Consider the following 24,648-nt stretch of genomic DNA (forward strand, 5'->3'; position numbering starts at 1 on the left):
CCGGCGATTCCGGTCGGGATGGTCTCCGTCAGTCCCGATCCGCCGCGGCGGTCGCCGAACGCACGGCCGCGAGCGCCCGATCCGCGTCCGCCTCGATCGCGTCCGCGCGCTCGGCGAACGTCGCCGCGGGCTCGTCCTCCAGGCTGGCGAGGTTGGCCCGGACGGTCGCAGTCGACGCCCGGACCGCGGCGTGTGCGAGGAACGCGCCGGTCATGCCATCGGGAACGGCGTTCCGGTTTCCGTGCTCGATCACCGCGATCGCATCCGTCAGCACGTCGCGGGCCGTCGCCGCCGTCTCGATCGGAACCTCGGTGGCTCGTTCCGCGGCCTCGTGCCGGCGGTCCGGCCCGACGTCGGCCGCAAAGGCCTCCCCCACCGCGTTGACGGCGGCGACGTCGGCGTCGGCGAGTTCGAGCAGCCGCTCGCGGCGGTCCCCGAAGGCGCTTCGAAGCGCGATGAAGTCCGGATCCGTCCCTTCGGCGCCCTTCGGCCCCTGGGCCGCGTTCGTCTCGGCGGCGTTCGTGGCAGCGCGGTCGTCTTCGTGTCCAACCGTGTGGATGCAAACCATCTCACACAGCGCGGCCCCCATCGCGGCGCCGACCGCCGCGACCGCGCCGCCGCTCGGCGTCACGCGGGCCGAGGCGACGTTCGCGAGGAAGTCGCCGATGGGTCGGTCGGCGATCGTCATCGTGGTCTCGGTCCCCCAACCCGCCGGATGCTCGGCGTCGTCGACTCGGGCATACGGTCCCCTTCGTCGCGTCTCGAGTAAGCCTTTTCCCGACCTCATTCGGCCCGGTCGCGCAGCTCCGCGGCCGCCCGGTCGAAGCGGTCGGCGAGAAACGGCGTGCCGGACGCCGCCCTCTCCTCGAGGAACGCGACGGCGCCCTTCACGTCCCCGTCGGCCGGCGCGACGCAGTCGACGTAGCCGTCGAGCGCAGCCGTGAACGCCTTCGTGAAGTGGTCGTCCGATCCGTCGACCAGAGTTCCATATGGTCGTCGAGCGATTCCACGAGCGCGCGGTAGACGACCGTCGCCGACTCGTATCGCCCCTGCTCCCGGTAGGTCCGCCCGCGGTCGAAGACCGCGTCGGTGCACAGGTCCCGAACCGCCTCCTCGGTCAGTCCCATCTCGTTCGGGCCGTATCGTCGGGCGTTTACTGAGCAGGGACGGATTTCGGCTTCGAGTCGGTCGATCGTAGTGGTCGGTCGGTTTTGATCGTCTTCCGTGCCATCGTGAACGCGCCGGAACTCGCGGGAGACGTGTGATCCACAGTTGAGACACCGACGGCGGTCCGCCGGTTCGGTATCGAGCCGGATCACCGCCGATCACCGACTTGGATTCAGCGATCGCAAGACGTGACGGGGGCGCAATATGGGACGTACTTGGATCAGTTTGAGAGACGAGATTTTTAAACGTTAATCGTCGTATTCCAGCAGGTAGACGGCTTCTACGGATGAATCGCATTGGTCGCGGTTCGGTGGGTCCCGCGACGGGCGCGACGGGATTTGAACCCGCGGCATCTTGGTCCGGAACCAAGTGCTCTGTCCGCTGAGCTACGCGCCCTTATGACCTCGTATCCAGTTCGATCGGTTAAACGGTTCGAAAAGTGACCCCGAGTCGGTCGGCGACGTCCGAAGCGCCGCGTCCGTGTGGCTACGGCGCCTCGCCGGTTTCAATGCTGAAGGAGTCGCGCGGGTAGGCGACGCAGGTGAGCGTGTAGCCGTCCTCGATCTCGGCCTCGCCGAGCATCTCCTGGTTGTCGTGAACGACGAAGTCCTCGGAGGGGCCGTCGGTGATGTGGGCCGCACAGGAGACGCACTGGCCCTGCCGGCAGGCGTAGGGCATGTCCCAGCCCTGGTCCTCGCCCTGATCCAGGATCGGCTCGTTGTTGGCCAGCTCGACCGTCTCGCCCTCCTTGACGAACTCGACCTCGTAGTACTCGACCTCGTCCTCGGGGATGTCGCCGGGGCCGGCGGCCTCCTCGGCGTCGCCCTCCGCGAGCTCGCCGGTCTCGCCGTCACCGCCGCCGCCGACCGCGACCGCGCCGCCCCCGCCGCCGATCGAGCGGTTCATCGGCTCGGGGAAGTCGGTCTCGGGCACGGTGGCCGCGCGGCGGTCGAGCACCTCCTCGGAGATGTCCTCGGCCGGGCTCCAGCCGGTCCCTTCGAGGGAGGAGAAGAACACGACGACGAGTACGATCGCCGCCGCGACTCCGATTGCCAGTGGATCAACCATACGCGCGAGTACGGAGAGGTCCCATAAGGGGGTTTTGATCGGTCCGAGTACGTGGGAGTCGGGCGATCCGGTCCGGTCTGGCCTGCTTCGGTCCGGTCTGCTTCGGTCCGGTCTGCTTCGGTCTGGCCTACTTCGGTCTGGCCTACTTCGGTCTGGCCTACTTCGGTCTGGCCTACTTCGGTCCCGCGGCGATGATGACGGCGCCGTCCCTGGTTGGGGGGATCCGATAAAACGTGAGAACGGGGTTTCGCGATCGACGCGGCGCGGGGCCGGACGCGATCGGGGTGACGGCGAAACGGCGAGTGACGGTGGGTGTGGTGGTGGCTGTCCTGAACCGGCGCTTACATTGCGCCGCCCATGCCGCCCATGCCACCCATGCCGCCCATGCCGCCGGCGCCGCCGGGTCCGCCGGCGCCCGCGTCGTCGTCATCGTCGGAGCCGCCGCCCTTGAGGTCACCGGCAGCGATGACGTCGTCGATGCGGAGGATCATCACGGCCGCCTCGGTGGCGGACTCGATGGCCTGCGTCTTCACGCCGAGGGGCTCGACGACGCCCTCCTCCTCCATGTCGATCACGTCGCCGGTGTAGGCGTCGAGGCCGGCGCCGAGCTCGCCGCCGTCGTGGCGGGCGCGGAGGTCGACCAGCGAGTCGATGGGGTCGAGACCGGCGTTCTCGGCGAGGGTGCGCGGGATGACCTCCAGCGCGTCGGCGAACGCCTCGACGGCCAGCTGCTCGCGGCCGCCGACGGAGTCGGCGAAGTCACGCAGCTGGAGCGCGAGTTCGGTTTCGGGTGCGCCGCCGCCGGGCAGGACCGCGCCCTCCAGCAGCGTCGTCCGGACGACGCCGAGCGAGTCGTCGACCGCGCGCTCGACCTCGTCGACCACGTGCTCGGTGCCGCCGCGGAGGATGAGCGTGACCGAGCGGGCCTGCTCGACGTCCTCGACGAAGATGCGCTCGTCGCCGCCGATGTCCTTCTGGGCGACGGAGCCGGCGAAGCCGAGGTCGTCCTCCTCGAGGTCCTCGAGGGTGGCGACGATCTGGCCGCCGGTCGCGCGGGCGAGCCGCTTCAGGTCGTCGGACTTGGCGCGGCGGACGGCGAGAATGCCCTCCTTCGCGAGGTAGTGCTGGGCCATGTCGTCGATGCCGCCGTCCACGAAGACGACGTCGGCGCCGACCTCGACGAGCTGGTCGACCATCTCGCGCAGCTGCTTTTCCTCCTGGTCGAGGAACTGCTGGAGCTGATCGGGGTCGGTGACGTTGACCTCGGTGTCGATCTCCGTCTCCTGGACCTCGATGGCGCCGTCGAACAGCGCGACGTTGGCGTCCTGGACCGCGTAGGGCATGTTCTCGTCGACGCGCTCCTTGTCGACGATGACGCCCTCGACGAGCTCGGACTCGTCGATGGAGCCGCCGACGACCTTCTCGACGGAGACGTTCTCCGTGTCGATGCCGTCGTCATCGGCCACGGCGAGCACCGCGTCGACCACGAGGTCGGCGAGCTCGTCCTTGGCGGACTCCGCGCCCTTGCCGGTCATCGCCGTCGCGGCGATCTCGGTGAGCGTCTCGCGGTCGTCCTCGGTGACCTCGATGGCTTCGTCCTCGAGGATCTCCTTGGCCTTCGCGGCGGCCTGACGGAACCCCTGCGCGAGCGTGGTCGCGTGGATGTCCTGGTCGAGGAGCTCCTCGGCCTGGTCGAGGAGTTCGCCGGCCACGACGACGGCTGTGGTCGTGCCGTCCCCGACTTCCTCCTCCTGCGTCTCGGAGACCTCGACGATCATGTTCGCCGCCGGGTGGTCGATGTCCATCTCCTTGAGGATGGTGACGCCGTCGTTCGTGACGACGACCCCGCCCGTCGAGTCGACGAGCATCTTGTCCATCCCCTTCGGTCCGAGCGTCGTGCGGACCGACTCGGCGACGGCCTTGCCGGCCGTGATGTTCATCGTCTGCGCGTCCTTGCCGGACGTGCGCTGCGACTCCTCGGAGAGTACGATCATCGGCTGGTTGCCCATTCGCTGTCGCTGACTCATAGTACAGCGTGTGATTGTCTGTAGTTCTATAAAAGGATTACGCTACCGGTCGACGGAAGCGCCCAACGGGGTGGGGGAGAATCCGTGTGGTATCCGATCGCATAGCACGGTTTATAAGCCGTTTCGGGCCGCGATCGCGGTCGTATTTATAAGTGCTCCCGAGCTGCGAGGCGGTTCCAACCGGTCCCGAGGCGGTTCCGATCCCGTTTCAACCCGCGTGGCGGGGCAGGCTCGCCGCCGTGGCCCCGTCCGCCGCGGTCACCGCGGCGCCGAGAAGCTGACGTCGTCGTCGAGCTCGTTGGATTTCCGCTCGAGGAAGGAGTAGACCGCGCCGTGGGGGGCGCCGTCGAGCAACATTCCGACCGCCCGCCGCACCGCCGAGACCTCCTCGGCGCCGCCGATGATGCCGACGGTGGAGCCGTAGACGACGACCTCGGCGCCGGTCAGCTCCTCCATCAGCTCGCGCGTCCGGCCGTTCTCGCCGATGATCCGGCCCTTCTTCCGCTCCATATCGTTGTCGTTTCGCGTGTGGTCGGCCAGGTCGATCAGCTCGAACCGTCGCAGGTCGTGGTCCAGCAGCGAGAGCGCGACCTCCGGGGTGAACCCGCGGCCGATCGCCTTGACGATGTCCGGGGCCACCATCGCCGCCACCGGATCGCCGGTCGAGTCGATCTCGACCGAGCCCGTCTCGGAGTCGACGTCGAGACGCACGTCGGCGCGGTCCTCCACCTCGCGCAGCGTCTCGCCGCCTTCGCCGATGAGGACGCCGATCCGGTCTTGCGGAACCGTTACGTGTCTCATACGCTCGATTGTTCGTGGATGCTTTTAAGAGTGTTCTCGTCGGCATCCCCGTGGGGACCGGTGGCGCGGTCCGGATTGGGTCGGTTCACCTGCCTCGGTTCGTATCGGTCCGTGCGACGTTTTTCCGACGGGAATCGCACGCTCCGACGGGCACGTCACGCTCCGGCGGGACCGTCACACCGCCAGGAGGTTTCCGACCAGCGATCGCGTGACGATCGCCGTCAGACAGCCCAGCCAGGTCAACACCACGAAGTGGATGTAGCCGTTCGCGGGGTTCCCGCCGTCGATCGTCCGGATCATCATCGCCGAGAGCACGGCGTTGAACAACACGATGACCAACAGGAGGAACTCGATGAGGGGGATGTCGTAGACGCCGGCGTAGATGATCTGGCCGATCTCCATCGAGTCGAGGGAGAGGTCGGCCGACAGATCCGAGAGGATCGCGACGATCTCGAGGCCGATGAAGAACGCGAACGTCGACGCCGCCGTGATCCCGTATATCAGCCCGATCAGCGTCACCGTGGACTGGCGCCGCTGTTCGCGCAGCTGGATCACGACGTTCATGTTCGCCGAGATCAGCTCGCCCAGCTGTTTCGGGTCGCCGCCCATCCGCCGGCCGACCAGGTACATCTCCGAGAACTTCTGGATGAGGTACGACCGCGTGTCGATCGCGAACCGGCGCCAGGCGCCCTCCGGCTCGATCCGCATCTGCAGCCGCCGGTAGAGGCGCTCGATCGCCGGCGAGAGCGCGCCGAAGTCCTTCTCCCGGAGCGATTCGAGCACCTTCGAGGTGGTCGACTGCTTCGCGCTCTCCGTCGCTCCGAGCGCCCGAATGAACGATGGAAACTCCTCGTCGCGAGCGACGATCGCCGACTCCTCGTGCCGGAGGATCACTCCGGTGAAGAACAGCGGCGTCAGCGGGACGCAGACGTACAGCGGGAGCGGCGTGCTCTCGAGGAACCACAACAGCCCCGGCAGCCCGGGGCCGATGCCGGTCATTCCGAGGCCAGTGATCGCGATGAGGACCAGCGATCCGACGGCACCCACGCCGAGGGCGGCATAGAGCCGACGGTCGCCGGGGGCGCCGCCCTCCGGATGGTACCAGACCGGGTCGTACGGCGCCATCGTCCGGATCACGACGTAGAAGCCGGATTGCACGAGCACGAACAACGCGATCACGGCGATCACGGTCAGCGTGGGGTCGGTGCCGGTCAGGATCGGCAACACGACCGCGAACACGAGCGCGAAGGTCATCGAGAGGATCATCGACATGTACAGGTCCTTCATGACCTCCAGGTTCGCGAGCGCGGACTCGTAGAGCGTCTCGTAGTTCGAGAGCATCACGTCCTGTTCGGACAGCAGGAACTCCTCCAGCGGCTGGCCGGCCCCGATCGTGTAGCCGAGCCGCTCGAAGAAGTCGGCCATCGTCTTCGAGGGAACCTCCTTGGCTCGCCGGCGACACGCGTCGTCGAGGCTCTGGTTCCACGTGTCGACCAGGTGGACGACGCGGCCGATCTCCTCGGCGGCGACGCCGTACTCCTCCTCGCGGGAGAGGGTCCGAAACACCTCCATCCGGTCGATGTTCGTCGTCGACAGGACCGTCATATGCGTCATCACGAGGTGCAGCTGGTTCTCGATGTGCGCCTTCCGGCTGTTGATGTAGAGCTTCGGATACAGCGCCGCGGCGGCGAACACCACCAGCCCGATCCCGACCATCGGCAGCCGCGCCGTGAGCGGCAGCGACACCGTCGTCGCAGTGATGACCGTCAGCGTCACGAACAGCGTCGCCGGGAGGAGAACGTAGCCGACGTACTCCCGCTTGCCGATGTCGAGCTTGTCGTACGACTCCAGCAGGTCCGAGACGAACTCGATGGCGTTCGAGATCCCGCTTCCGGCCTTGTCGACGGACATCGGTGCGTGCTCGATCCTCCTATCGGCGGCTCATATCGAACGGCAGTCCCTCGATCCCGTCGCGTTGGAACGCCGTGATCGTCTCGTTCACCGCGTCGTATCCGACGATCCCCTCCCGGATCATTCGTTCGGTGAGGTCGGCGCGGAACTGGAGGTCGTCGTAGATGTCGCGGGTGTCGGCGTACCCCAGCAGCGTCGCGATCTGTTCCTCGAGCACGTAGGAGTTGTTCATCCCCTGGAAGACGATCTCGTCCTCGACGGGGTCCCAGCTGAACACCTCCCGGGTGATGACGCCGTCCATCTCCTTCGAGTAGCCCTCGATCTCCTGGACGCTCGTCACCCGGCGCAGCACCTCGTCGCCCTGCTTGACCCGGTTCTGGAACAGCGCGACGTCGGCGTTGTCCATGAACGTCTCCGGGACGTTGATCGGGTCGGAGGTGAACCGCTGGATCATCGAGACGATGTCGCTGGCGTGGAACGTCAACATCACCGGGTGGCCCGTCTGGGCGGCCTGGAACGCCATCCGCCCCTCCGCACCCCGAACCTCGCCGACGATGATGTAATCGGGCCGCGACCGCAGCGCCGCCGCGACCAGGTCGAACATGTCGACGTCGACCGATCCCTCGCCGCCGCCCTCGCGAGTCAACAGCTGCTGCCAGGTGTTGTGCGGCGGGATGACCTCCGCCGTGTCCTCCGCGGTGTAGATCTTCGAGTCCCGCGGGATGTACGAGAGGACGGCGTTGAGCGTCGTCGTCTTCCCCGAGGCGGTCTCCCCGACGACGAACACCGTCTGTTCGTTCTCCAGGCACAGCCAGAGGTACGCCGCAAGCTCCGGCGAGAGCGTCCCCCACTCCGTGATCTGGTTGACCGACAGCGGCGTCTCGCTGCCCTGTCGGATCGTCAGCGAGGACCCCTTGATCGAGACGTCGTCGGAGTAGATGATGTTGATGCGCGACCCGTCCGGCAGCGTCGAGTCGACGATCGGGTCGGCGTCGGAGACGGGATCGCCGATGCGTTCGCCCATGTTTCGCAGCCAGTTGTCGAAGTTCGAGCGCGTGCCGAAATCGACCGTGGTCTCCAGCATTCCGAAGACCTCGTGGTCGACGTGGCACTCGTGGGGGCCGATGACGTGGATGTCCTCGTTGGCCGGATCGCGCATCACGGGCTCGAGGGGGCCGTAGCCGACGATGTCGCGCACGAGCCGGTAGCGAATGCTCTCGTAGGTCTCCGGCGTGACGGTGAGCGACCCCCAGTCGAGCGCCTTCCGGATCCGCCCGAGACGGCCGGTCTCGTCGGTCGTGACGGTCGTGACCTCCTCCAACAGCGTGTCGATCAGCTCGTTGTACTCGGCCGTCGTCTCGGGCGCCCGGTAGCCGCCCGACACCGTCAGCAGGCGGTCCTTGACGTCGTGGAGCGTCTGCGCCTCCGGTCCGGATAGCTCCGGCTCGATCGCGTAGTACTTCGTGTCCTGTCCGAGGTCGCCGTAGATGTGACAGAAGATCGGCCCGCCGACCGGATAGAGGACGTTCGGCCGGTCGGTCTCGTACTCGCCGGTGGCCTCCTCGATCAGCGTCGGGAACTCCCCCGTGATCTGACGGAACTGCCGGAGGTGTCGCTTGAGGTGTGGCCGACGCTGTGCCACCTGCCGCAGTTCCTTCGACGGTCTGACGGTTCCCTGTTCCGTCATCCGTTGTCCACCTAGGCCACGCTCCGGCTCTCGACGACCACGCCGGTCCCCGACCGAACCGAGTAACCGATCGTGTCGCCCACCTGCTCACCCATTCCGGCGAACCGCTTGACGCTGATCTGTCGGCGGACCTCGCTGCCGACCTCGATCATCTCGAGCTGGAGGAAGACGTCGGCGATCGCACGGAACGGCCCGATCGCGTCCTCGTCGATCGCCGAGGGGTCGATCGTCAACACGATCACCTTCCCCTGGGAGATGACGTCCCGGAAGAAGGAGATGATCTCGAGGGCGGCCTGCCGCTCCTCGTTCTTCCGGATCAGCGACTCGAAGGTCGGGTCGTTCCGGAGGATCGAATCGAACGTGTCGATGAAGATCACGTCCGTGTTCCACATCACCTCCGCGTTCATCAGCCGCGTCAGCAGCTGCATCCGCTCGCCGGACCCCTCCGAGAACGCCCCGCCGGAGTTGAAGTCGGCGTGGAGGAACAGCAGCTCCTCGTTCAACAGCGGCCGAACGACGTCGTACGACAGCGAGTGCATCTGGTCGAGGAACCCCCGGATCGTCAGCTCCGTCGACAGCATCGTCACGGTCGCGCCCTCCTCGAGCAGGCCGTACGCGAACCGCTGGGAGAGCGCCGACTTCCCGGCGCCGTAGTCGCCCTCCATCAGGACGATGCTGCCGCGGGGGATCCCCCCGCCAAGCTCCATGTTCACGCGGTCGTGGTCCTCCAGTCCCAACGAGAGTAGGCTGTCACGTGTCATCGTTATCCACCGTCGTATCTGCGGCCATCGTTATCCACCGTCGTATCTGAACTCGAAGACTTCCTCGTCGCCGTTCACCGTCAGATGGACCCGGTGATCGCCCGTCCCGATCGACCCGACGTCGATCCGGTACTCGAGGACGTCCCCCCGTCCCCACGACGATCCGGAGTCGGCGTGCAGCGTCGTGTCGATGCTCCCGGAGCCGACGAACTCCCCGTCGAAGACGATCACCGCCTCCGACCCGTCCGGCGAGAGCCGCTGCGTCCCCGTGTTCTTCACGAGCAGGGTGACGGTCCCGTTCTCCGAATCGTAGACGTTCGAACTCCCCGCGTCGGAGACCACGGTCACGTCGGTTCGGATCTCCTCGGAGACGTCCATGCTCGTGTCCTCGATCGCCGCGTTGACCCGGTCGACCTCGGTGGTCACCGTTCCCACGACGCCGGCGGCGATCACGAGGCTCGCGATGAAGAGGATCATGTGTGAGATGGAGACGCTCGCCATCTAGACGGCCACCACCGTTCCGCGAACCTGCAGTCCCGATTCGGTCGCGACGAGCACCGCGTCCTGTCCGCCGCTTGCGACCGAGATCCGGAGTCGTTCGCCCGGAAGCCACAGCTCCGTGTTCGCGTCCCCGGTCGACGGATCCGCGTCGGCGTCGTAGACGATCGTGTCGTCGCCGGTCACCGCCACGTACTCGTTATCCGCGACGAGGGTCGTTTTCGGCACCGACATCGTCCGCGCGCCGACGTTCTCGACCGTGACGTTCAGCGTGGTCCCGTCGTCGGTCGCGTTCACGAACTCGACGTCGGCGTTCTCCCGCTCGAGCGCGCGCTCGTGGGACCCCTCCTGTGCGCTCGTGACGCGGTCGAACCCGTTCTCCGCGACGGGGTAGACCGCCCCGAACGCGATGAACATCCCGGCGACGATGATCGCCGCCGAGGCGGAGACGCTAATCCCCATCCGGACCCCTCCGCGAGGTCGGTCGCGTCACGTCGCGATCGACGCCGCGGGGAACGTCCCCCGTCTCCCGCTCGCGTGATCCTCTCGATCGCGACGGTCGATCGTCGTCGGTCGACTCCTGCGGCTGCGGCGGGTATGGTCGGTGGCCGTTTCCGGCCGGTCCGTCGGCCGATCGGTCGCTCAGCTCCGCGACGTCCCCGAGGCCATCGAACCGGTCCTGATGGCCGTCCCCGTGCTCGCCCGTTCGCTCCGCCGTCGGAAGGAGCGGGCGGTCGGTCAGATCGTCCCACCGGTCGACGAGCACGTCGCGTGAGGTCGCCTCGTTCAGCTGCAGGATGTATCGCAGGCTCGTCGTGTGGTGGTCACGGTCGAGATGCTCGGTGCCCGGTCGGACCACGACGTTGCGGTCGACCTGTCCGAATCCCGACAGAAAGTCCCGAAGCTGGTCGGCGACGGACGGGGACACCCAGTCGATCCGTTCGTAATACTGGATCGCGCGTGCGGCGTCGGTCACCGTCGCCGTCTCGACGAGGAACTCGAGCCACTCCATCACCAGCAGGTCGCCGACGTACCCCTCCGGCAACGAGCGCAGGTACGGGTCCCGGCGCCCGGGCTCGAGGTCGTCGTCGTCGACGTACTCGAACGCGTCATCGGACGCGCCCGGGCGTTGCTCCCCGTCGCGGTCGGTCCGCGACCGGTCGTGGTCGTATCGGTCGACGGGCTCGGAACCGGCGTCCCTTCGGTCGGCATCCGTCGGTTCGTTCGGCTCGGACTCCGACGTTCCGTGGTCGGTGGCCTGCGGCTCCGGTTCGGGCTCCGGGTCGGGTTCGGGATTCGCTGCCGGAACCGACCCGGTGCTCATCTGCACCGGCCCCGCGTTCGTCGGGGTCGCGGTCGTCTCCGCTCCCTCGTCGTCGTACTCCGCCTTGAGATCGCTGAAGCTCTTCGTTTCGTCCTCCGCGTCCGGCTCCGCACGCCCCTCCGTCGGATCCGGCTCGACGGCCGGTTCGGGCTCCGGTTCAGGATCGGGCTCCGGGTCGGATTCGAGCTCGTCCTCGGCGTTCCGCATCGCCTGATCGTTGAGATCCTCGGCCGTCGGCCCGTCGTCGACGGGGTCGTCGGACTCCTCGTCGAACCCGTACTCGTCCTCCGGCTCCGCGGCCTGGCTCCCGTCCTCCTCGCTCTGCTCGAACAGGCCGAGCGTGGCGCCGTCGCCCCCGGCGTCGACCCCGCCGCCGTTGAACTCGTCGACCTCGTCGACGAACGGGTTGACCCCCTGCGTGACCATCTCGTAGATGCCGAGCAGGTTCCGGATGTCCTCCTCGATCTCCGCGACGGTCCCCTGGATCGACTCGTTCTCCGACCGGACCGTCGAGACGGTCGCGTCGATCGAGTCGACGTCGTTCTCGAGCTCCTCGATGCGGCGCTGGAGCTCGAGCGTGTCGACTCCGCCGCCACCGCCGTCGAGGTCGTCCCCCCAGTCGTCCCCGCCGGCGGCCCCCCCACCGCCGGAGTTCGCCTCGGGATCGCCGCCGAGGCCGTCACCGCCGAGTCCCCCGCCGCCGAGACCGTCGCCGTCCAACCCGTCCCCGCCGGCGGCCCCCCCGCCGCCGCCGCCGAGTTCCGCCTCCAGATCGGTTCCGCCGCCGAGACCGTCGCCGCTCAACCCGTCGTCCCCGCCGCGGTAGCCGGCGTCGTCGGACAACGGATCGGTCCCCCCCGATTCACTGGCCTCGTCATCGCGGAGCCGGTCCAAAATGCCGGCTCCAACGAGCCCTAGCGTGGCCCCCCCCGCGACCGTCGATAGGGCCCATGCTGATGTTTCGAGCGCCATTGGCGTGTACCACGACCGAACCCCACTTTAATGTATCTCCCTTATTATCAAATCTGATTTCAGAAGGGCGAAAAAGCGACGGTATACGACGGAGCGTCACTATCGGGGGTGAGAATGAGTGACTCGGATCGGCGATGATCGTCGTCGATCCGGGGTCACTTCCGCGCGTCGACGTCCGATCCGACCCAGTCCCAGGAGGACTCGGCCGCCGCTCCCGCGTCGTCCGCAGGATCGGCGTCGTCCGTTGAACCGGCGTCGTTCGCTGAACCGGCGTCGTCAGCCGGAACGGCGTCGTCCGCTGAACCGGTCTCGGAGTCGTCATCGGGGCTATCGTGGGCACCCGTCGATCCGAATCCGGAGGCGGCGTCCGATTCGGACCGTTCGCCCGCGGCGGTCCGACCAGCAGCGTCGTCACGACCGCGGCGGGGCGAATCGTCGAACCCCGGCACGCGCTCGTCGCGGCGGTTCGTCCGCTTCGGGGACCGGGTCTCGTCCGTGTCGGCGTCGTTGTTGGTTTCGACGTCGGCCCCCTCGCTTTCGTCGGCCCCGGTGTCGATCCGGAGGCCGCCGTGGGCCTCCGCGACCCGCAGCAGGTCGGCGATCGAGTCCTCCGGGTCGAGGTCGTGCCGGTCCAGATACCGCTCGAGCGTGCCGGGCGGGTACTGTACCGGCAGCTCGGCGGCCGCGACAAGGATGCCGAGGGCCTCGTCCGGCGGCGCCTCGCTGGCGGCGTGCCGGGTGAACCAGGTGAGCAGCGTCTCGAAGGCTGCGGTGACGTCGTTCGAGACCATCCGGTGGCGAACCACCTCGTCGTCGACCGACAGGGTCGCGTCGAAGCCATAGGCGAAGCCGTCCGCCTCGAACGACGCCGCGAGCCACCGGCTCACGTCCTGCGACGTCACCGCGCCTCGCGATCGGTCGTTCCTCCCGCCGGTGTCGCCAGCGTCCGGCTCTGCAGCGGTCGGCGACGATTCGTCCGCGGCCGCTTCCGCCGCCGCGTCCGCCGTCGCCGCATCCGCTGCCGCGTCCGCGGCCGCCTCCGCCACCGACTCGTCGGCGTCGGTGACCTCGTTCAACAGGTCCGCGAGCGAGTCCTCGTCCCGCGGCACTCGCGGCGGGCCGTCGCCGGCCGAGACCACGTACCGGCCGTCGTCGATCTCGGTGACGCGCTCGTCGCGCGTGAAGTCGAGATCGTCCGGGTCGAACGCCGAGCCGTCGTTGGTCATCGATGAGTGGTCTCCATTAAAAACGAAAGAAGATGTCGGTCGCCGGTTAGAGCGAGACGGCTCCGCCCGAGAGTGAATCGGGGGCGCGTATCTCGATAGAGGTACTTGCCCCAGACGCCGTGATAATACGCATCTCGAGGCTGTCCCCTTCCGACAGACCGTCCCCATCGATTGCCGAGATTGAGCCGAGATCTATACTGATCGTGTGGAGGTCCTCGGCATCGTCGTCAGTGACGATATTGCCACTTCCGTCTACGGAGGTCGTAGTGAATTCATCAGTGGGATTGTGAGTCGAGTGCTCCAATGTCGCGGCATCGGTTGCGACAAGCTCGATCGTGACTTCGGTGAGGTCGATGTCTCCAGAGCCAGGACTCTTGGTCGTGGTCATATCCACCTGCGTTATCGCACTGTTCCCTGCAGTACCGACGATATCGACGATCTGCAATCGATCGGTGACCTGTTGGGTACTTTCTTCGCCCGTTGCCTCGGACTGCGTCTGGAGGAAGCCGGCGGTGTTGATGAGCACGCCCGCGGCGATCGCGGCCACGAGAACCATCGCGATGAACACGATGAGTGTCCCAATACCCACCTGACCTCGGTCGTTATCGCTGGTGATCGATTCAAACATTAGAGGAACACCGAATCCCCATCCTCGATGTTGTCCGGTGCACGAATCTGGACGGAGGTTGAGCCGCCCGACGGTGCGGTGAGCGTGATCTCCAGCTGTTGTCCACCCGTCAGGCCATCCCCGATCGCACTGTCCAGATTGCCATCTTCAGTACCGTCCTCATCTAACGTGATCTGTGTGCGATCGTTGTCATCCGTCAGAACGGGTCCACTCCCAAGGGTAAACGATGCGGATCCCTGCGGGCCGACGGCTGAAACGTAGACCTCTGAGAGATCGATATCTCCGGAGCCCGGTGCCTTCGTAATGGTGAACCTGAAGTCATCGAGTGCTTCAGTAGGGGTATCGCCTCCGTCCGTCTCCTCACCCACAACCCCGATAACCTCCAGCCGATCGGTGACTTGCTGCGTACTTTCTTCACCCGTTGCCTCGGACTGCGTCTGGAGGAAGCCGGCGGTGTTGATGAGCACGCCCGCGGCGATCGCGGCCACGAGAACCATCGCGATGAACACGATGAGCGTCCCGATACCCACCTGACCCCGTTCCTCGTCTTCCGTTATGCGTTCGAACATGGTGTCTACGCCCGTGGTCTCGACACGGACATACTCGCCCTGATGAAGACGCCCTTCATAAACCCTGGTCTCCAATTTTCAGACGTGATAATAAACTGCAGTCGTGCGGTTTCGGGTCTCGATCGGCGCCGATCGGCCGACTCACGGGGTCTGGTGCTGCTCTCAGCGTCTCGATTTTGGGTTTTGGCGACGAACGTCTGCTGGACGAAGCAAACGAGCCGATCTCGGTCAGTGATTTTTGCGTCACGCCCTATCACGGTATATAAATGGAACGTCGGACACCGTTCCGTCCCAAACGTCTGAACGAGGCTGGCGGCGCCTCCCGTGGACGGCCCCACCGCGGACGTGTCCCCCGGTTTATAATCCCCCGGCTCTCGTTGGGACGGTATGATACTCGATTCGGTCGCGATGGCGGCGGGCGTGATCGCGGTCCTGTTGTGTTGTAGCGCGTTCTTCTCCGCCAGCGAGATCGCGATCTTCTCGCTGGAGCGCCACCGGATCGCGGCGCTCGCGTCCGGGGCCGACCCCGACGGGGCGGCGCTGGCCCGCCTCCGGGAGGACCCGCATCGCCTGCTCGTGACGATCCTGGTGGGCAACAACGTGGTCAACATCTCGATGGCCAGCCTCGCGACCGCGACGCTGGCGTCGATCTACGGCCCCGGCGCCGGCGTGACGGTCGCCACCGCCGTGATGTCCGTGCTCATTCTCGTGGTCGGCGAGATCGCGCCCAAGTCCTACGGCGTGGCCAACGCCGAGCGGATCGCGCTTCTGGTCGCGCGCCCGATCGCCGCCTTCGAGCGCGTCATCTCCCCGGTCGTCACCGTCTTCGAGGGCGTCGTCTCGCTGCTCGACCGGCTGACGGGCTCGCAGCCGGCCGCCGCGACCGAGCTCACCCGGGCCGAGCTGGAGCGGCTGATCGCCACGGGCGAGGACGTCGGCGCGATCGACGAGCGCGAGCGCCGGATGGTGCAGGGCGTCTTCGACCTGGAGGTGACGAGCGTCCGGGAGGTGCTCGTGCCGCGTCCGAACGTGATCGCCGTGGCCGAGACCACGCCGCTCTCCGAGATCGTCGGCCTGTGTGCCCGCGAGCGCGTCACGCGCGTCCCGGTCTACCGCGGCTCCCTCGACGACGTGGTCGGGATCGTCGACGTCCGCGACGCGGAGCGCGCGCTTCGGGAGGGGCTGACGCTCGCGGACGTCCTCCGGGAGCCGGTCCTCGTGCCCGACTCCCGGCGCGTGGGCGCGCTGCTCGCGGAGCTGCAGGCGCGCCGGTCCCCGCTCGCGGTCGTCGTCAACGAGTACGGCGAAACGGAGGGGATCGTCACGATCGAGGACGTCCTCGAGGAGATCGTCGGCGAGATCGCGGAGGTGGGCGAGCCCCGGAGCCTGCGCCACACCGACGACGGCCTGCTCGTGAACGGCGAGGTGACCGTCGGCGAGGTGAACGACGCCCTCGGGATCGAGCTGCCCCGCGCCGGCGACTACGAGACGATCGCGGGGCTGGTCACCGCCCGTCTGGGCCGGCTCGGCGAGGTCGGCGACGTCGTGGCGGTCCCCGAGGCCGACGTCACGATCGTCGTCGAGGAGACCGACCGGAATCGCATCGAGCGGGTTCGCGTGCGGCGGGACGATGCGTCCGCGGGAAGCGCCGACCCCGGCGATCCGAACGAATGACGTCCTCAGCGTCGGGGCCCGTTTCCGGGCGCTCCGCTATTCCTCGCCGTTCGCCACGTCCGCGGCGCACTCGCGGATCAGTCCGTCGAGGATCTCGGGCGTGGTGGGATGGTACGCGCGATCGGGGATCTCCCGGACGTCGAGTTCCATCTCGACGGCGAGCTGGAGCGTCTTCGCCATCACGTCGGCGTGGTAGTGGAGTCCCTGCCAGCCGAGCACCGTCCCGTCGTCGGCGTCCACGACGAGCCGGGCCAGTCCGTGCGGGGCGTCCTTCGATTTAAACACGCCGTCGTCGCTGGCCTGCCGGGTCGCCGTGACGATCGAGTGGCCATTCTCGACGGCCGACCGGGGGGTGTGGCCCACCCGCGCGAACGGGTAGACCGCGGCGCCCGAGAAGATCACGTGGTGATGGACGTTTCCATACGGCTCGATCGGCTCGCCGCGTGCGTGCGAGAGAATGTTCTCGGCCGTTTGATACCCCTGCTCCTTGGCGACGTGGAGGATCGGCTCCCGGCCGTTGGCGTCGCCGACGACGAACGTCCGGTCCGCGTTCGGGGGACGCATCGTCGCGTCGATCCAGTCGTCGTCGGGCGACAGCGACGTGTGCTCGAGCCCGAGCCGGTCGAGGTTCGGCACCCGGCCGGTGAAACAGAAGATCTCCTCGGCCGCGACCGGGTCGGGACCGCGGTTGCCGTCGGCGTCGACCAGATCGAGTCGGACTCCGTCGTCGGTCTCCACGACGCGCTCCTCGTAGACCTCGGTTCTGATCTCGATGTCGAACTCCTCGCGATAGATCTCCAGCAGGGCGTCGCCGAACTCGGGGTCGGCCTCGTCGATCGGGCGCTCGTCGTGTTCGATCACCGTGAGGTCGACGCCGGCCTCGGCCAGGTACGGCGCCATCTCCAGCCCGACGTAGCCGAACCCGAGCAGGACCGCCGACTCCGGCAGCTCGGTCGCGTGCAGCAGGTCCTTGCTCGTGTGGTAGCCCGCCGCCTCGAGGCCCGGAATGTCCGGGACGTTGGGGACCGATCCCGTGGCGATCACGACGTAGTCCGCCTCGATCGTCCGGCCGTCGACCTCGATCGTGTGGTCGTCGACGAACGTCGCCGGGGCGTGGATGAACTCCGCGTTCTCGTCGTCGGCGATCTCGTGGATCGACTCGCGCCGGTGGCCGGCCCAGCCGCGCGTCCGGTCGTTCTTCTCCGCGACGATCCGCTCCAGGTCGAGTTCGTGCGGCTCGCCGGTCAGCCGGTCGTCGACCCGGCCCTGGAACCGGTGGGCGGCCGCCGAGAGGAGCTCCTTCGATGGCATACACCCCTCGAGGATGCAGAGTCCCCCGCCGGGCTCGCCGTCGTCGATGAGCGTGAGCTGGTCGACTCGCGTTCCGACGGCCGGGGCGAGCCCCTCCGCGACTGCGGCACCGGCGCTCCCGTATGCGCCGATCACGACTACGTGCATACCGATCGTCGCGCTCGCGCGGTAGTAAGCGTTGTCCACCGCGGTCGCGTCGTCCGTTCCGACGCCGGAGGGTCATCCGACCCGGAGACGCCGGCTTACCGTTCGAGCGCGTCCGGATCGGCGATCAGACCGTTGACTTCCTTGCGAGTGATGATCGCCGTTCCGCCGTCGATCCGCCCGGTCAGAACGGCGGTGGCGGTCCCCCGCTCGAGCGCGTCGGGAACCGATCCGTCCGCGATCCGCTCCGCCAGGAAGCCGGCGACGAACGCGTCGTCGGTGCCCGTCGGATCGCGGTGTGGCGTGTCGGCGGCGGGGCCCTCGTGGACCGCCCCCGCATCGATCGCGACCGCTCCCGTCGTCGCCCCGTCGCGCGTGAGTACCACGGTCTCGAGGTCGAACTCGGTCCGTAGCGAGTGGACGATCTCGACCGCGTCGCCCTCACACGACAGCACGGACCGCGCCTCGCCGCGGGAGACGAACAGCGTCTCGACGTGCTCCAACGCCTCACGGTAGACTCGGGCGGCCGAATCGGTCCCGCTGGAGGACTCGTCCCGGCCGGCCGAGCCGTCCCGGCCGGTCGAGTCGGTCCGGTCGGCGTCCCACAGCCGGTCCCGATGCCGGAGCGCGAGCGATCGTCGAACGCCCGCCTCGCCGGCGGTCTCGAGCAGGTCGAGCGCGGTCGAACGCGCCCGGTCCGAGGCGCCGAGCGTCACGCCGGTCGTGTGGACCCGATCGGTCGACTCGACGACGCCGTTCGGCAGGTCGGCCGGCGTCACCGTCGTGAACGCCGAGCCGGCTCGGTCGTCGATCGCCGCCGTCCCGTGTGCGCCGGCGCCGCGATCCTCGTAAATCGTCCCGACGCGTCCCGCCGCCGCGTCGGTCCAGGCGACCCCGGTCCGGACGCCGTGGCTCCGAAGCGCCGCGATCACCCGGCGTCCGAGCGCCGAGTCGGGTAGCTTCGAGAGCCAGGCCGCGTCGACGCCGAGCCGGGCGGCCCCGACGGCGGCGTTGCTCTCGGGGCCGCTCACCCGGACGTCGAGGGCCGGGGCGGTCTCCAGTCTGTCGCCGCGCGGCGGCGAGAGGCGCACGGTGGCCTCGCCGAACGTCACCAGGTCCGTCACCGCTCCCACTCCATACCGGGTCACTCAGAAGCCGGATATATAGGTGGTACGGCCGAACGCGTCGGGACGCTGTCACCTCGGGCCGGTATGACCGGGTGTTACTCCCGCCGTCGCCCCGTATGGCCGGGGTAATCGCGCTCGAACCGGTCGGCGATCTCGTCGTCGTCGAACGCGATGATCACCGGGCGGCCGTGAGGACACGCGTAGGGGTTCTCGCAGTCGTCCAGCGCCGCCAATAGGTCGACGATCGACCCCTCGGTCAGCGACGTGTTGCCCGTCACGGAGGGATAACACGCCAGGTCCGCGAGGAGATCGTCGACCACGCCGCGGACGGGCGCGTCGTCCGCGCTCGCCTCGTCGACCAGCGACCCGAGGACGTCCCGGATCAGTTCCGGGTCGAGCGTCGAGTCGAAGACCGCCGGCACGGCGGAGACGACGATCTCCCGATCGTCGGCTCGCTCGGGATCGTCGGCCCGTTCAGGATCGGTGGTCCGTTCAGCCCGCTTGGCCCGGAAGCCGATTGCCTCCAGGTCGTCGAGGAACTCCCCGAACAGCGCCGCCTCCCGGGCGGTCACCTTTTATGGCCTGCTGAATCCAGAACGCTATTCATCAGCGGTGATACTCCGGCACCGAGTGCGCTCGTACTGTCCTGGGTTCTGCAAGAACTGTGGGTTTTCTTTTTGTAACTCTTGCCTAGCTATACACACGACTGAGCAAGCGATCATCAACGTCAACGTCCTTGTACTCAAGCCGCTGATTGTCCCGGTCAACGCTCGCACATCCAGCATCAATTAGAAGGTCCACTGCATCACTGATGTGGGCCTTGATAGTAGATCCCGTACGCTCATACCCATACAGTCGAGCGATCTCAAGCACCAGATCTTCCTGGGTCATATGTGATCCCGCTTCAAGTATCAAATAGCCCGCCCGTGCCAGCTCTACTGGCGGAATATTCTCTATTGAGCGGCTGGCAGCGTCCGTGTTCGTTCGAACCGCAATGGAATCCGGCCGTTCCGCTGGCCACAAAAAGCCATTGTGTGTTACGATCTGATTCTGCCGGGTGAGATTCCCGAGGTGCCCATTGAGTGTATTCCGGATGTTCTTTCCCAACCGTGATAGCTGCCAGCGTGAAATCACGGTCCGGAAGATCCGATCGCGTTCCTCCGGGCCGTATTCCTCGACAACGTTGGTTAGAACCTTTCTGATCCGTCGTTTGGGAACCTCATCCAACGATCGATCCTTCGAGGAACTCACCGTGGGTTCTACCCAAGCGGTGGTATATTGGTCAATCCCGCCGCGTCGGTCCGTGGGAACCACATCAACCTCGATGGGTTCAGGATCATCCATTGAGACACCACCATCGGCACTAGGTATTCCGTCGACCAAGTCGTTGACCTTCCGTTCTATCGCTTCGATTTCCTTCTCCTTATTTGACGCCCAGTCTGGTGACCAAATGCGGTGGATCGTCCAGCCAAGATCCTCGAGCACAGCTTGTCGCGTTCGATCGCGATCCCGTGCTGTTTTGGACGAATGATAGGCGGCCCCGTCGCATTCGATGCCAAGGACGTACTTCCCCGGCTTCTCAGGATGGGTGATCGCCAGATCGATGCTATACCCAGAACTCTGTACCTGCGTCGATACATCAAACCCGTATTGGTCAAGTGCGGTATACACCGCTTCCTCGAATTCGGAGTCGAATTGTAGGAACTCCGTTTCCGAATCGGAACGTGTGAGTGCGTCTTTTCCGTGTTTCGCGTATTCGAGATAGTGTTTGAAGTCCTCAACTCCACCAGCACTAGTTCGACCCAGATCAATATCGCCCGGCTGTAAGGATGTCACCACCTGAATGTGTTCTTTGGCTCGCGTTACAGCGACGTTGAGCCGACGAGAGCCGCCGGATTGGTTTAATGGCCCGAAGTTCATTGAGATCTTGCCGGATTCATCAGGCCCGTACCCGACACTGAAGATCAGGGAATCCCGCTCGTCTCCTTGGACGTTTTCCAACGGTTTGATGAAAAACCCTTCCAAGGCATCGTCCTCAGCAACGAAGGCATCTAACTCCGGGTCAGTCTGTCGAGCTTCCTCGATGGTTTCACGAATCGCCTCGGCTTGATTCGAGCTGAATGCCACAACACCAAGACTTTTCGTCGGTTTCGTCTTGATGTGCTCTTTAACGAGTTCCAATACACGGCGAGCCTCCGGTTCATTCGTACTTGAACCACCACGGTCGTAGAGGCCGTCTTCGACGTAGACGAAGTCAACGCCCATATCCTCCGCCGCGTTGTTGTCCGGGAACGTCCGCAGCGCGCCGTTGTAGTATTTCGCGTTGGAGAATTCGATCAGTTCGTTGGTGCGACTCCGATAGTGCCAGAGGAGTCGTTTCTCCGGGAGTACCGTCGCCGCTTCATCAAGGATGCTCTCGAGATCTCGTCTTATACCCTCGGCCGTTTCGACATCAGCCTGGAAGAAGGTGGTTGGTGGCAGCTGTTTGCTGTCACCGGCGATGATGACTTGTTCACCACGGATGATGCTGCTGATCGCATCCTGCGGCATAATCTGGGACGCTTCATCGAAAATAACCGTGTCGAATTCGATCGATCCGTGTTTTAGATATTGAGCCACTGACAGTGGACTCATCATAAAACACGGCTTGAGAGTGGTGTTCAAATCCGCAGTCTCATCAAAGAGCTTCCGCAGCGGCATATGCCGTTTGCTTTTCTGAACCTCACGCCGTAGCGTTACTTGCGCCGAACTCTCCGCGTGGTGAAGTTTCGATTGTGGCCGGCGGTTCGTGACTCGATGTTGGATCTCGGCTTTTGCATATTCGCGTTGCTGTTGGTCGAGTTTCCTGAACGTCTCCAGAAGCTCATTATACTCGGTGGCACTGAACTGATTAAGTCTGGTTTCGCTGTAGACCTCATTTAGCCACTCCGTATAGAAATTCCGTTTGAAGGTTGGAATCAAGTCGACTGCCGGATACCCTGCATCGAGATACATCTCGAGAAAGTCACCAGCCGGACCTGCCAGCACCGCATCCCGCTTGGTCTGATATTGCACCCACGATTGTAGTTGATCAATAGTAGATTCCCGATAGCTTAGCCAGTCAGCGATGGCTTCCAAGTCGGCTGCATCCATCCGTGAACCATTGATCCGGATCGCTGTCAAATCGAGAATCTCCTCAAGCTCGGATGCTGACGCTTCCCACGTTTCTAGGGCGTCGGTGAGCTGCTGATGTAGCTGTTGGAGATCTTGGGTATCGGAGTCCACCACTAACTCCGCTACCCTATCGATATCAAGTATCTCACTGTTAGCCATCGTGGCGATCCACTCTTGGACGTTCAAAATCAGGCTCCAATCCGAATCAGGACCTTCATAGAGGTAATCGAGATGCGAGATCAGATCGTCGTATTCGGAGCGGTCATCTAACAGCGCGTTGATCTCCATAACACACTGCATATCCTCTCGGAGCTCCTCGATTCCTGGCTCATAGTCGTCAGCAGTATGCGAAAGGATTCGTGATTTCAGTTTGCGATACGATGGGCTCACGTAGCGAGTAATACCGTACTCACTGAGTTCGCGATGCAGTTCCGCAGCATCGGTACTGAATATCGACTTGTCGTAGTTCGCTCGAACTTCCGATTTTTTAACGTAGATCTCCTGACTTAGCTCTGCTAGCTCTTCGAGCCGCGTCCGGTTCTTGTAGAACTCTGACTTGAAATATGAGTCAGCAACGGTGTCTATTGGAGCCGCGATGATTTGTTCTAATAAGGCCGCTGCTGATTGAAGTCGCCGAATGGTGTCAACTGACGTCTTAAGGTTCGCTTCGATAGAGTCGCTAACGTCCTGTAGGTCATCGATCGAAGCCTGTGCGTTGGATAGCGTCCGCTCGACGGTCTCAGCGGTATCGAACTGCCAGCTGTCTATGGCTGTGTGCTGCCATGGGTGCTCCCCATCGTTGTTAAATTCCGATTCATAGGACGCTAAGGTGCCTAACTCCGCCTCAATATCTTGGAGTTCGTCCGTGTTATACCGCGTTGGGTCTCCGAATGAGGCGTTAATCCGGTCATAGTCCTCGTGTTTCGACACGACGCCAAAGGCTTGGTATGGCGTTAGCTCCTGATTCGGTGGCTGGTAAAACAGCTTCTCCTTGTATTGATTCAGTGTTCGTCGGGTTTCTTCGAGCGTGTTGACGACTCGATCACGTTCCCGAGGATGCTGGAGTGGCTCGGAATCAAGTTCCTCGCCCAGATCTTCGAGGATCTGTTTTTTGCTGGCTTTCTCACCGTGTGCCTCGAGACAGAACCGTCCGAGATCTTGGTCATCAAGCCGACTCTTGACCACATCGAGGGCGGCTTGTTTTTCGCTGACGAACAGCACCGTCTCTCCGGCCGCCATTTTTTCCGCAATGATATTGGAAATGGTCTGGCTCTTCCCCGTTCCGGGCGGGCCCTGCAACACGAAGCTGATGCCTCGCTTCGCGGCTTCGATCGCTTCTTGTTGACTGGAATCAGCATCCAACACCTGATAGGTATCGTGTGGTGGAACTTGTTCATCCAGTTGGTCTGCATTTGGCGTCGGACTTGGCTCCGGCAAAGCTGACGGATCGCCGTTGATCGCCTTGACGAACGGATTCTCTTTGATTGCACCCCGGTTCTCCTCCAGATCAGTATAGAGACTGAACTTGGAGAAATCGAAAATACCTAGAATGACTTCCGGAACGATTCGCCATCGATCAAACCCACTGGTGAGATTCTCGATATAGGCAAAGGCAGTTTCCAGCTCGTCCAGAGAAAACGCTTCATCAGGCGGAAGGTGTAGTCCACGTTCAGCACTTAGCAGTTTTCGAAGTGCAGGGTTGAGTTGGAGTTCCGCATCTTCGCTTGTGATCTCGTAGTTATGTCGTTCTGAATCCCGATTCGTCTCCTCGTCTAAGCTGACTCGAACCATAAAGAGCGGAGTCCGCAGTTCGGAGTCACTGTGATCGACATCGAACCAACGGAGCGTCCCGAAGGCGATGAACAAGGAATCGACACCGCGCTCTCGTTGAAATCGCTTCGCATTCCGCCGGATGTTCGTGAGCGAATTTTCGGTGTCTCCAGCGGATCGAATCGAGGCAACTTCATTAGTCGAGAGGGTTGTCGGCTCCGCTGGTGATCCACCTTCATCTTCGTGTTCTGATCGTTTGATGTAGAGTGGCTCTCGTTCAAAGACGGTTTCTGCAACGACTAACGGGTCAGCACGATAGAATGGAAGCGACTTCGTTTTTGTCGCCGAAAAGTCGACTAGGTTGCTTCGGCGTGTTAGATCAAGCAGTTGTTCCTTCCAACTGTCAATTTTCACGTCTAACGGGTCGCGAGTACCGCTTGATGTTGAATCCGTTGTCGTAGCATTCTCCTTTGCAGTCTCAAGAGCCGAAAAATTATGATCGCCTTCCCACATCGGCTCAAGTGCATAGTGACCCGAGCCTGTGGCAGATTCATTACCGGATGATTCATCGGCGTCAGTGTCTTCGGAGTCGGTGGTCTCCAGCAGTTTTGCGACTCCATTGCCGTCGCTGTCGGTGGGGTCAGAATCTATCGTCTCAGTAGTTTCGTCACTCCACTCGTCTTCATCATCGGTGTCGACACACTGGGAACACGTCTCATCGGTCGCTTCCATCCACCGAGGGAGCGTTCGCTCGCAATCATCGCACCTGAATGTGGGACTGTCACTCATTAGGATCTAAGAGGTTACTAATTTGTGCTGTGTTGAATAGC

Annotated in this window: 17 protein-coding genes, 1 tRNA gene and 3 pseudogenes; 1 reads left to right on the top strand and 20 read right to left on the bottom strand. The window is 64.5% G+C overall.

Annotation, left to right across the window (positions count from 1 at the left end):
* Positions 1-28: 28 nt before the first annotated feature.
* The 16 genes and pseudogenes from BLV25_RS07645 to BLV25_RS07715 form a co-directional block, all read right to left on the bottom strand.
* Positions 29-688, bottom strand: a complete 660-nt coding sequence (locus BLV25_RS07645) for a cyclodeaminase/cyclohydrolase family protein (RefSeq protein ID WP_092731955.1) — start codon at positions 686-688, stop codon at positions 29-31.
* A 95-nt stretch (positions 689-783) separates the two neighbouring features.
* A pseudogene (locus BLV25_RS17835) lies at positions 784-1,079 on the bottom strand (SWIM zinc finger domain-containing protein); the annotation flags it as partial.
* Positions 1,080-1,223: 144 nt separating this feature from the next.
* A pseudogene (locus BLV25_RS18225) lies at positions 1,224-1,319 on the bottom strand (DUF7563 family protein); the annotation flags it as partial.
* Between the two features lie 171 nt (positions 1,320-1,490).
* Positions 1,491-1,563 (bottom strand) — tRNA-Arg (locus BLV25_RS07655).
* 90 nt (positions 1,564-1,653) lie between these two features.
* Complete coding sequence (locus BLV25_RS07660; RefSeq protein ID WP_092731961.1) at positions 1,654-2,235, bottom strand: 2Fe-2S iron-sulfur cluster-binding protein; 582 nt, start codon at positions 2,233-2,235, stop codon at positions 1,654-1,656.
* 341 nt (positions 2,236-2,576) lie between these two features.
* Entirely contained in the window at positions 2,577-4,229 is a 1,653-nt protein-coding gene (thsA, locus tag BLV25_RS07665; protein WP_039400210.1) for a thermosome subunit alpha, read from the bottom strand.
* 291 nt (positions 4,230-4,520) lie between these two features.
* The gene (locus BLV25_RS07670) at positions 4,521-5,063 is read right to left on the bottom strand and encodes a KH domain-containing protein (protein ID WP_021073030.1); all 543 of its coding nucleotides are present in this window, start codon (positions 5,061-5,063) and stop codon (positions 4,521-4,523) included.
* A 174-nt stretch (positions 5,064-5,237) separates the two neighbouring features.
* The gene (flaJ, locus tag BLV25_RS07675) at positions 5,238-6,974 is read right to left on the bottom strand and encodes an archaellar assembly protein FlaJ (RefSeq protein ID WP_092731964.1); all 1,737 of its coding nucleotides are present in this window, start codon (positions 6,972-6,974) and stop codon (positions 5,238-5,240) included.
* 19 nt (positions 6,975-6,993) lie between these two features.
* Positions 6,994-8,661: a type II/IV secretion system ATPase subunit gene (locus tag BLV25_RS07680; protein ID WP_021073028.1), complete on the bottom strand. Its 1,668-nt coding sequence runs from the start codon at positions 8,659-8,661 to the stop codon at positions 6,994-6,996.
* 11 nt (positions 8,662-8,672) lie between these two features.
* A complete protein-coding gene (locus tag BLV25_RS07685; protein WP_039400214.1) occupies positions 8,673-9,422 on the bottom strand; it encodes an ATPase domain-containing protein in 750 nt (249 codons plus the stop codon).
* Positions 9,423-9,452: 30 nt separating this feature from the next.
* A complete protein-coding gene (locus tag BLV25_RS07690) occupies positions 9,453-9,923 on the bottom strand; it encodes a hypothetical protein (protein ID WP_021073026.1) in 471 nt (156 codons plus the stop codon).
* Entirely contained in the window at positions 9,924-10,382 is a 459-nt protein-coding gene (locus tag BLV25_RS07695; RefSeq protein ID WP_021073025.1) for a hypothetical protein, read from the bottom strand.
* Positions 10,372-12,138 (bottom strand): FlaD/FlaE family flagellar protein, encoded by a 1,767-nt coding sequence (locus tag BLV25_RS07700; RefSeq protein ID WP_092731967.1) that lies wholly within the window; start codon positions 12,136-12,138, stop codon positions 10,372-10,374. Before BLV25_RS07700 ends, BLV25_RS07695 begins: the two co-directional genes overlap by 11 nt.
* Before the next feature lie 233 nt (positions 12,139-12,371).
* Positions 12,372-13,442, bottom strand: a complete 1,071-nt coding sequence (locus tag BLV25_RS07705; RefSeq protein WP_092731969.1) for a DUF7500 family protein — start codon at positions 13,440-13,442, stop codon at positions 12,372-12,374.
* 46 nt (positions 13,443-13,488) lie between these two features.
* A complete protein-coding gene (locus BLV25_RS07710) occupies positions 13,489-14,070 on the bottom strand; it encodes an archaellin/type IV pilin N-terminal domain-containing protein (RefSeq protein WP_092731972.1) in 582 nt (193 codons plus the stop codon).
* A complete protein-coding gene (locus BLV25_RS07715) occupies positions 14,070-14,639 on the bottom strand; it encodes an archaellin/type IV pilin N-terminal domain-containing protein (protein ID WP_092732463.1) in 570 nt (189 codons plus the stop codon). Before BLV25_RS07715 ends, BLV25_RS07710 begins: the two co-directional genes overlap by 1 nt.
* 387 nt (positions 14,640-15,026) lie before the next feature.
* Between BLV25_RS07715 and BLV25_RS07720 the strand changes: the two genes are divergently transcribed.
* Complete coding sequence (locus BLV25_RS07720; RefSeq protein ID WP_092731975.1) at positions 15,027-16,313, top strand: hemolysin family protein; 1,287 nt, start codon at positions 15,027-15,029, stop codon at positions 16,311-16,313.
* 36 nt (positions 16,314-16,349) lie between these two features.
* Here BLV25_RS07720 and BLV25_RS07725 read toward each other — a convergent pair whose 3' ends face one another.
* The 4 genes and pseudogenes from BLV25_RS07725 to BLV25_RS07740 form a co-directional block, all read right to left on the bottom strand.
* On the bottom strand, positions 16,350-17,771 hold the full coding sequence (locus BLV25_RS07725) for a dihydrolipoyl dehydrogenase family protein (RefSeq protein ID WP_092731978.1): 1,422 nt from the start codon (positions 17,769-17,771) through the stop codon (positions 16,350-16,352).
* A 95-nt stretch (positions 17,772-17,866) separates the two neighbouring features.
* A complete protein-coding gene (locus BLV25_RS07730; RefSeq protein ID WP_176819452.1) occupies positions 17,867-18,901 on the bottom strand; it encodes a sugar kinase in 1,035 nt (344 codons plus the stop codon).
* An 89-nt stretch (positions 18,902-18,990) separates the two neighbouring features.
* Positions 18,991-19,470 (bottom strand): annotated as a pseudogene (locus tag BLV25_RS07735) (DNA mismatch repair endonuclease MutL); the annotation flags it as partial.
* Positions 19,471-19,585: 115 nt separating this feature from the next.
* Positions 19,586-24,550, bottom strand: coding sequence for a DUF4011 domain-containing protein (locus BLV25_RS07740; protein WP_176819453.1), 4,965 nt, complete (start codon positions 24,548-24,550; stop codon positions 19,586-19,588).
* Positions 24,551-24,648 lie beyond the last annotated feature (98 nt).

The organism is Halopenitus persicus, from assembly GCF_900107205.1.
Taxonomy (GTDB): domain Archaea; phylum Halobacteriota; class Halobacteria; order Halobacteriales; family Haloferacaceae; genus Halopenitus; species Halopenitus persicus.

Bases quoted from the DNA above. Each gene is read 5' to 3' on its own strand.
- BLV25_RS07670 (WP_021073030.1), bottom strand. From the start codon at position 5,063: ATGAGACACGTAACGGTTCCGCAAGACCGGATCGGCGTCCTCATCGGC.
- BLV25_RS07740 (WP_176819453.1), bottom strand. From the start codon at position 24,550: ATGGAAGCGACCGATGAGACGTGTTCCCAGTGTGTCGACACCGATGAT.
- BLV25_RS07725 (WP_092731978.1), bottom strand. From the start codon at position 17,771: ATGCACGTAGTCGTGATCGGCGCATACGGGAGCGCCGGTGCCGCAGTC.
- BLV25_RS07720 (WP_092731975.1), top strand. From the start codon at position 15,027: ATGATACTCGATTCGGTCGCGATGGCGGCGGGCGTGATCGCGGTCCTG.
- BLV25_RS07695 (WP_021073025.1), bottom strand. From the start codon at position 10,382: ATGGGGATTAGCGTCTCCGCCTCGGCGGCGATCATCGTCGCCGGGATG.
- BLV25_RS07705 (WP_092731969.1), bottom strand. From the start codon at position 13,442: ATGACCAACGACGGCTCGGCGTTCGACCCGGACGATCTCGACTTCACG.
- BLV25_RS07685 (WP_039400214.1), bottom strand. From the start codon at position 9,422: ATGACACGTGACAGCCTACTCTCGTTGGGACTGGAGGACCACGACCGC.
- BLV25_RS07715 (WP_092732463.1), bottom strand. From the start codon at position 14,639: ATGTTCGAACGCATAACGGAAGACGAGGAACGGGGTCAGGTGGGTATC.
- thsA (WP_039400210.1), bottom strand. From the start codon at position 4,229: ATGATCGTACTCTCCGAGGAGTCGCAGCGCACGTCCGGCAAGGACGCG.
- BLV25_RS07690 (WP_021073026.1), bottom strand. From the start codon at position 9,923: ATGGCGAGCGTCTCCATCTCACACATGATCCTCTTCATCGCGAGCCTC.
- BLV25_RS07710 (WP_092731972.1), bottom strand. From the start codon at position 14,070: ATGTTTGAATCGATCACCAGCGATAACGACCGAGGTCAGGTGGGTATT.
- flaJ (WP_092731964.1), bottom strand. From the start codon at position 6,974: ATGTCCGTCGACAAGGCCGGAAGCGGGATCTCGAACGCCATCGAGTTC.
- BLV25_RS07660 (WP_092731961.1), bottom strand. From the start codon at position 2,235: ATGGTTGATCCACTGGCAATCGGAGTCGCGGCGGCGATCGTACTCGTC.
- BLV25_RS07645 (WP_092731955.1), bottom strand. From the start codon at position 688: ATGACGATCGCCGACCGACCCATCGGCGACTTCCTCGCGAACGTCGCC.
- BLV25_RS07680 (WP_021073028.1), bottom strand. From the start codon at position 8,661: ATGACGGAACAGGGAACCGTCAGACCGTCGAAGGAACTGCGGCAGGTG.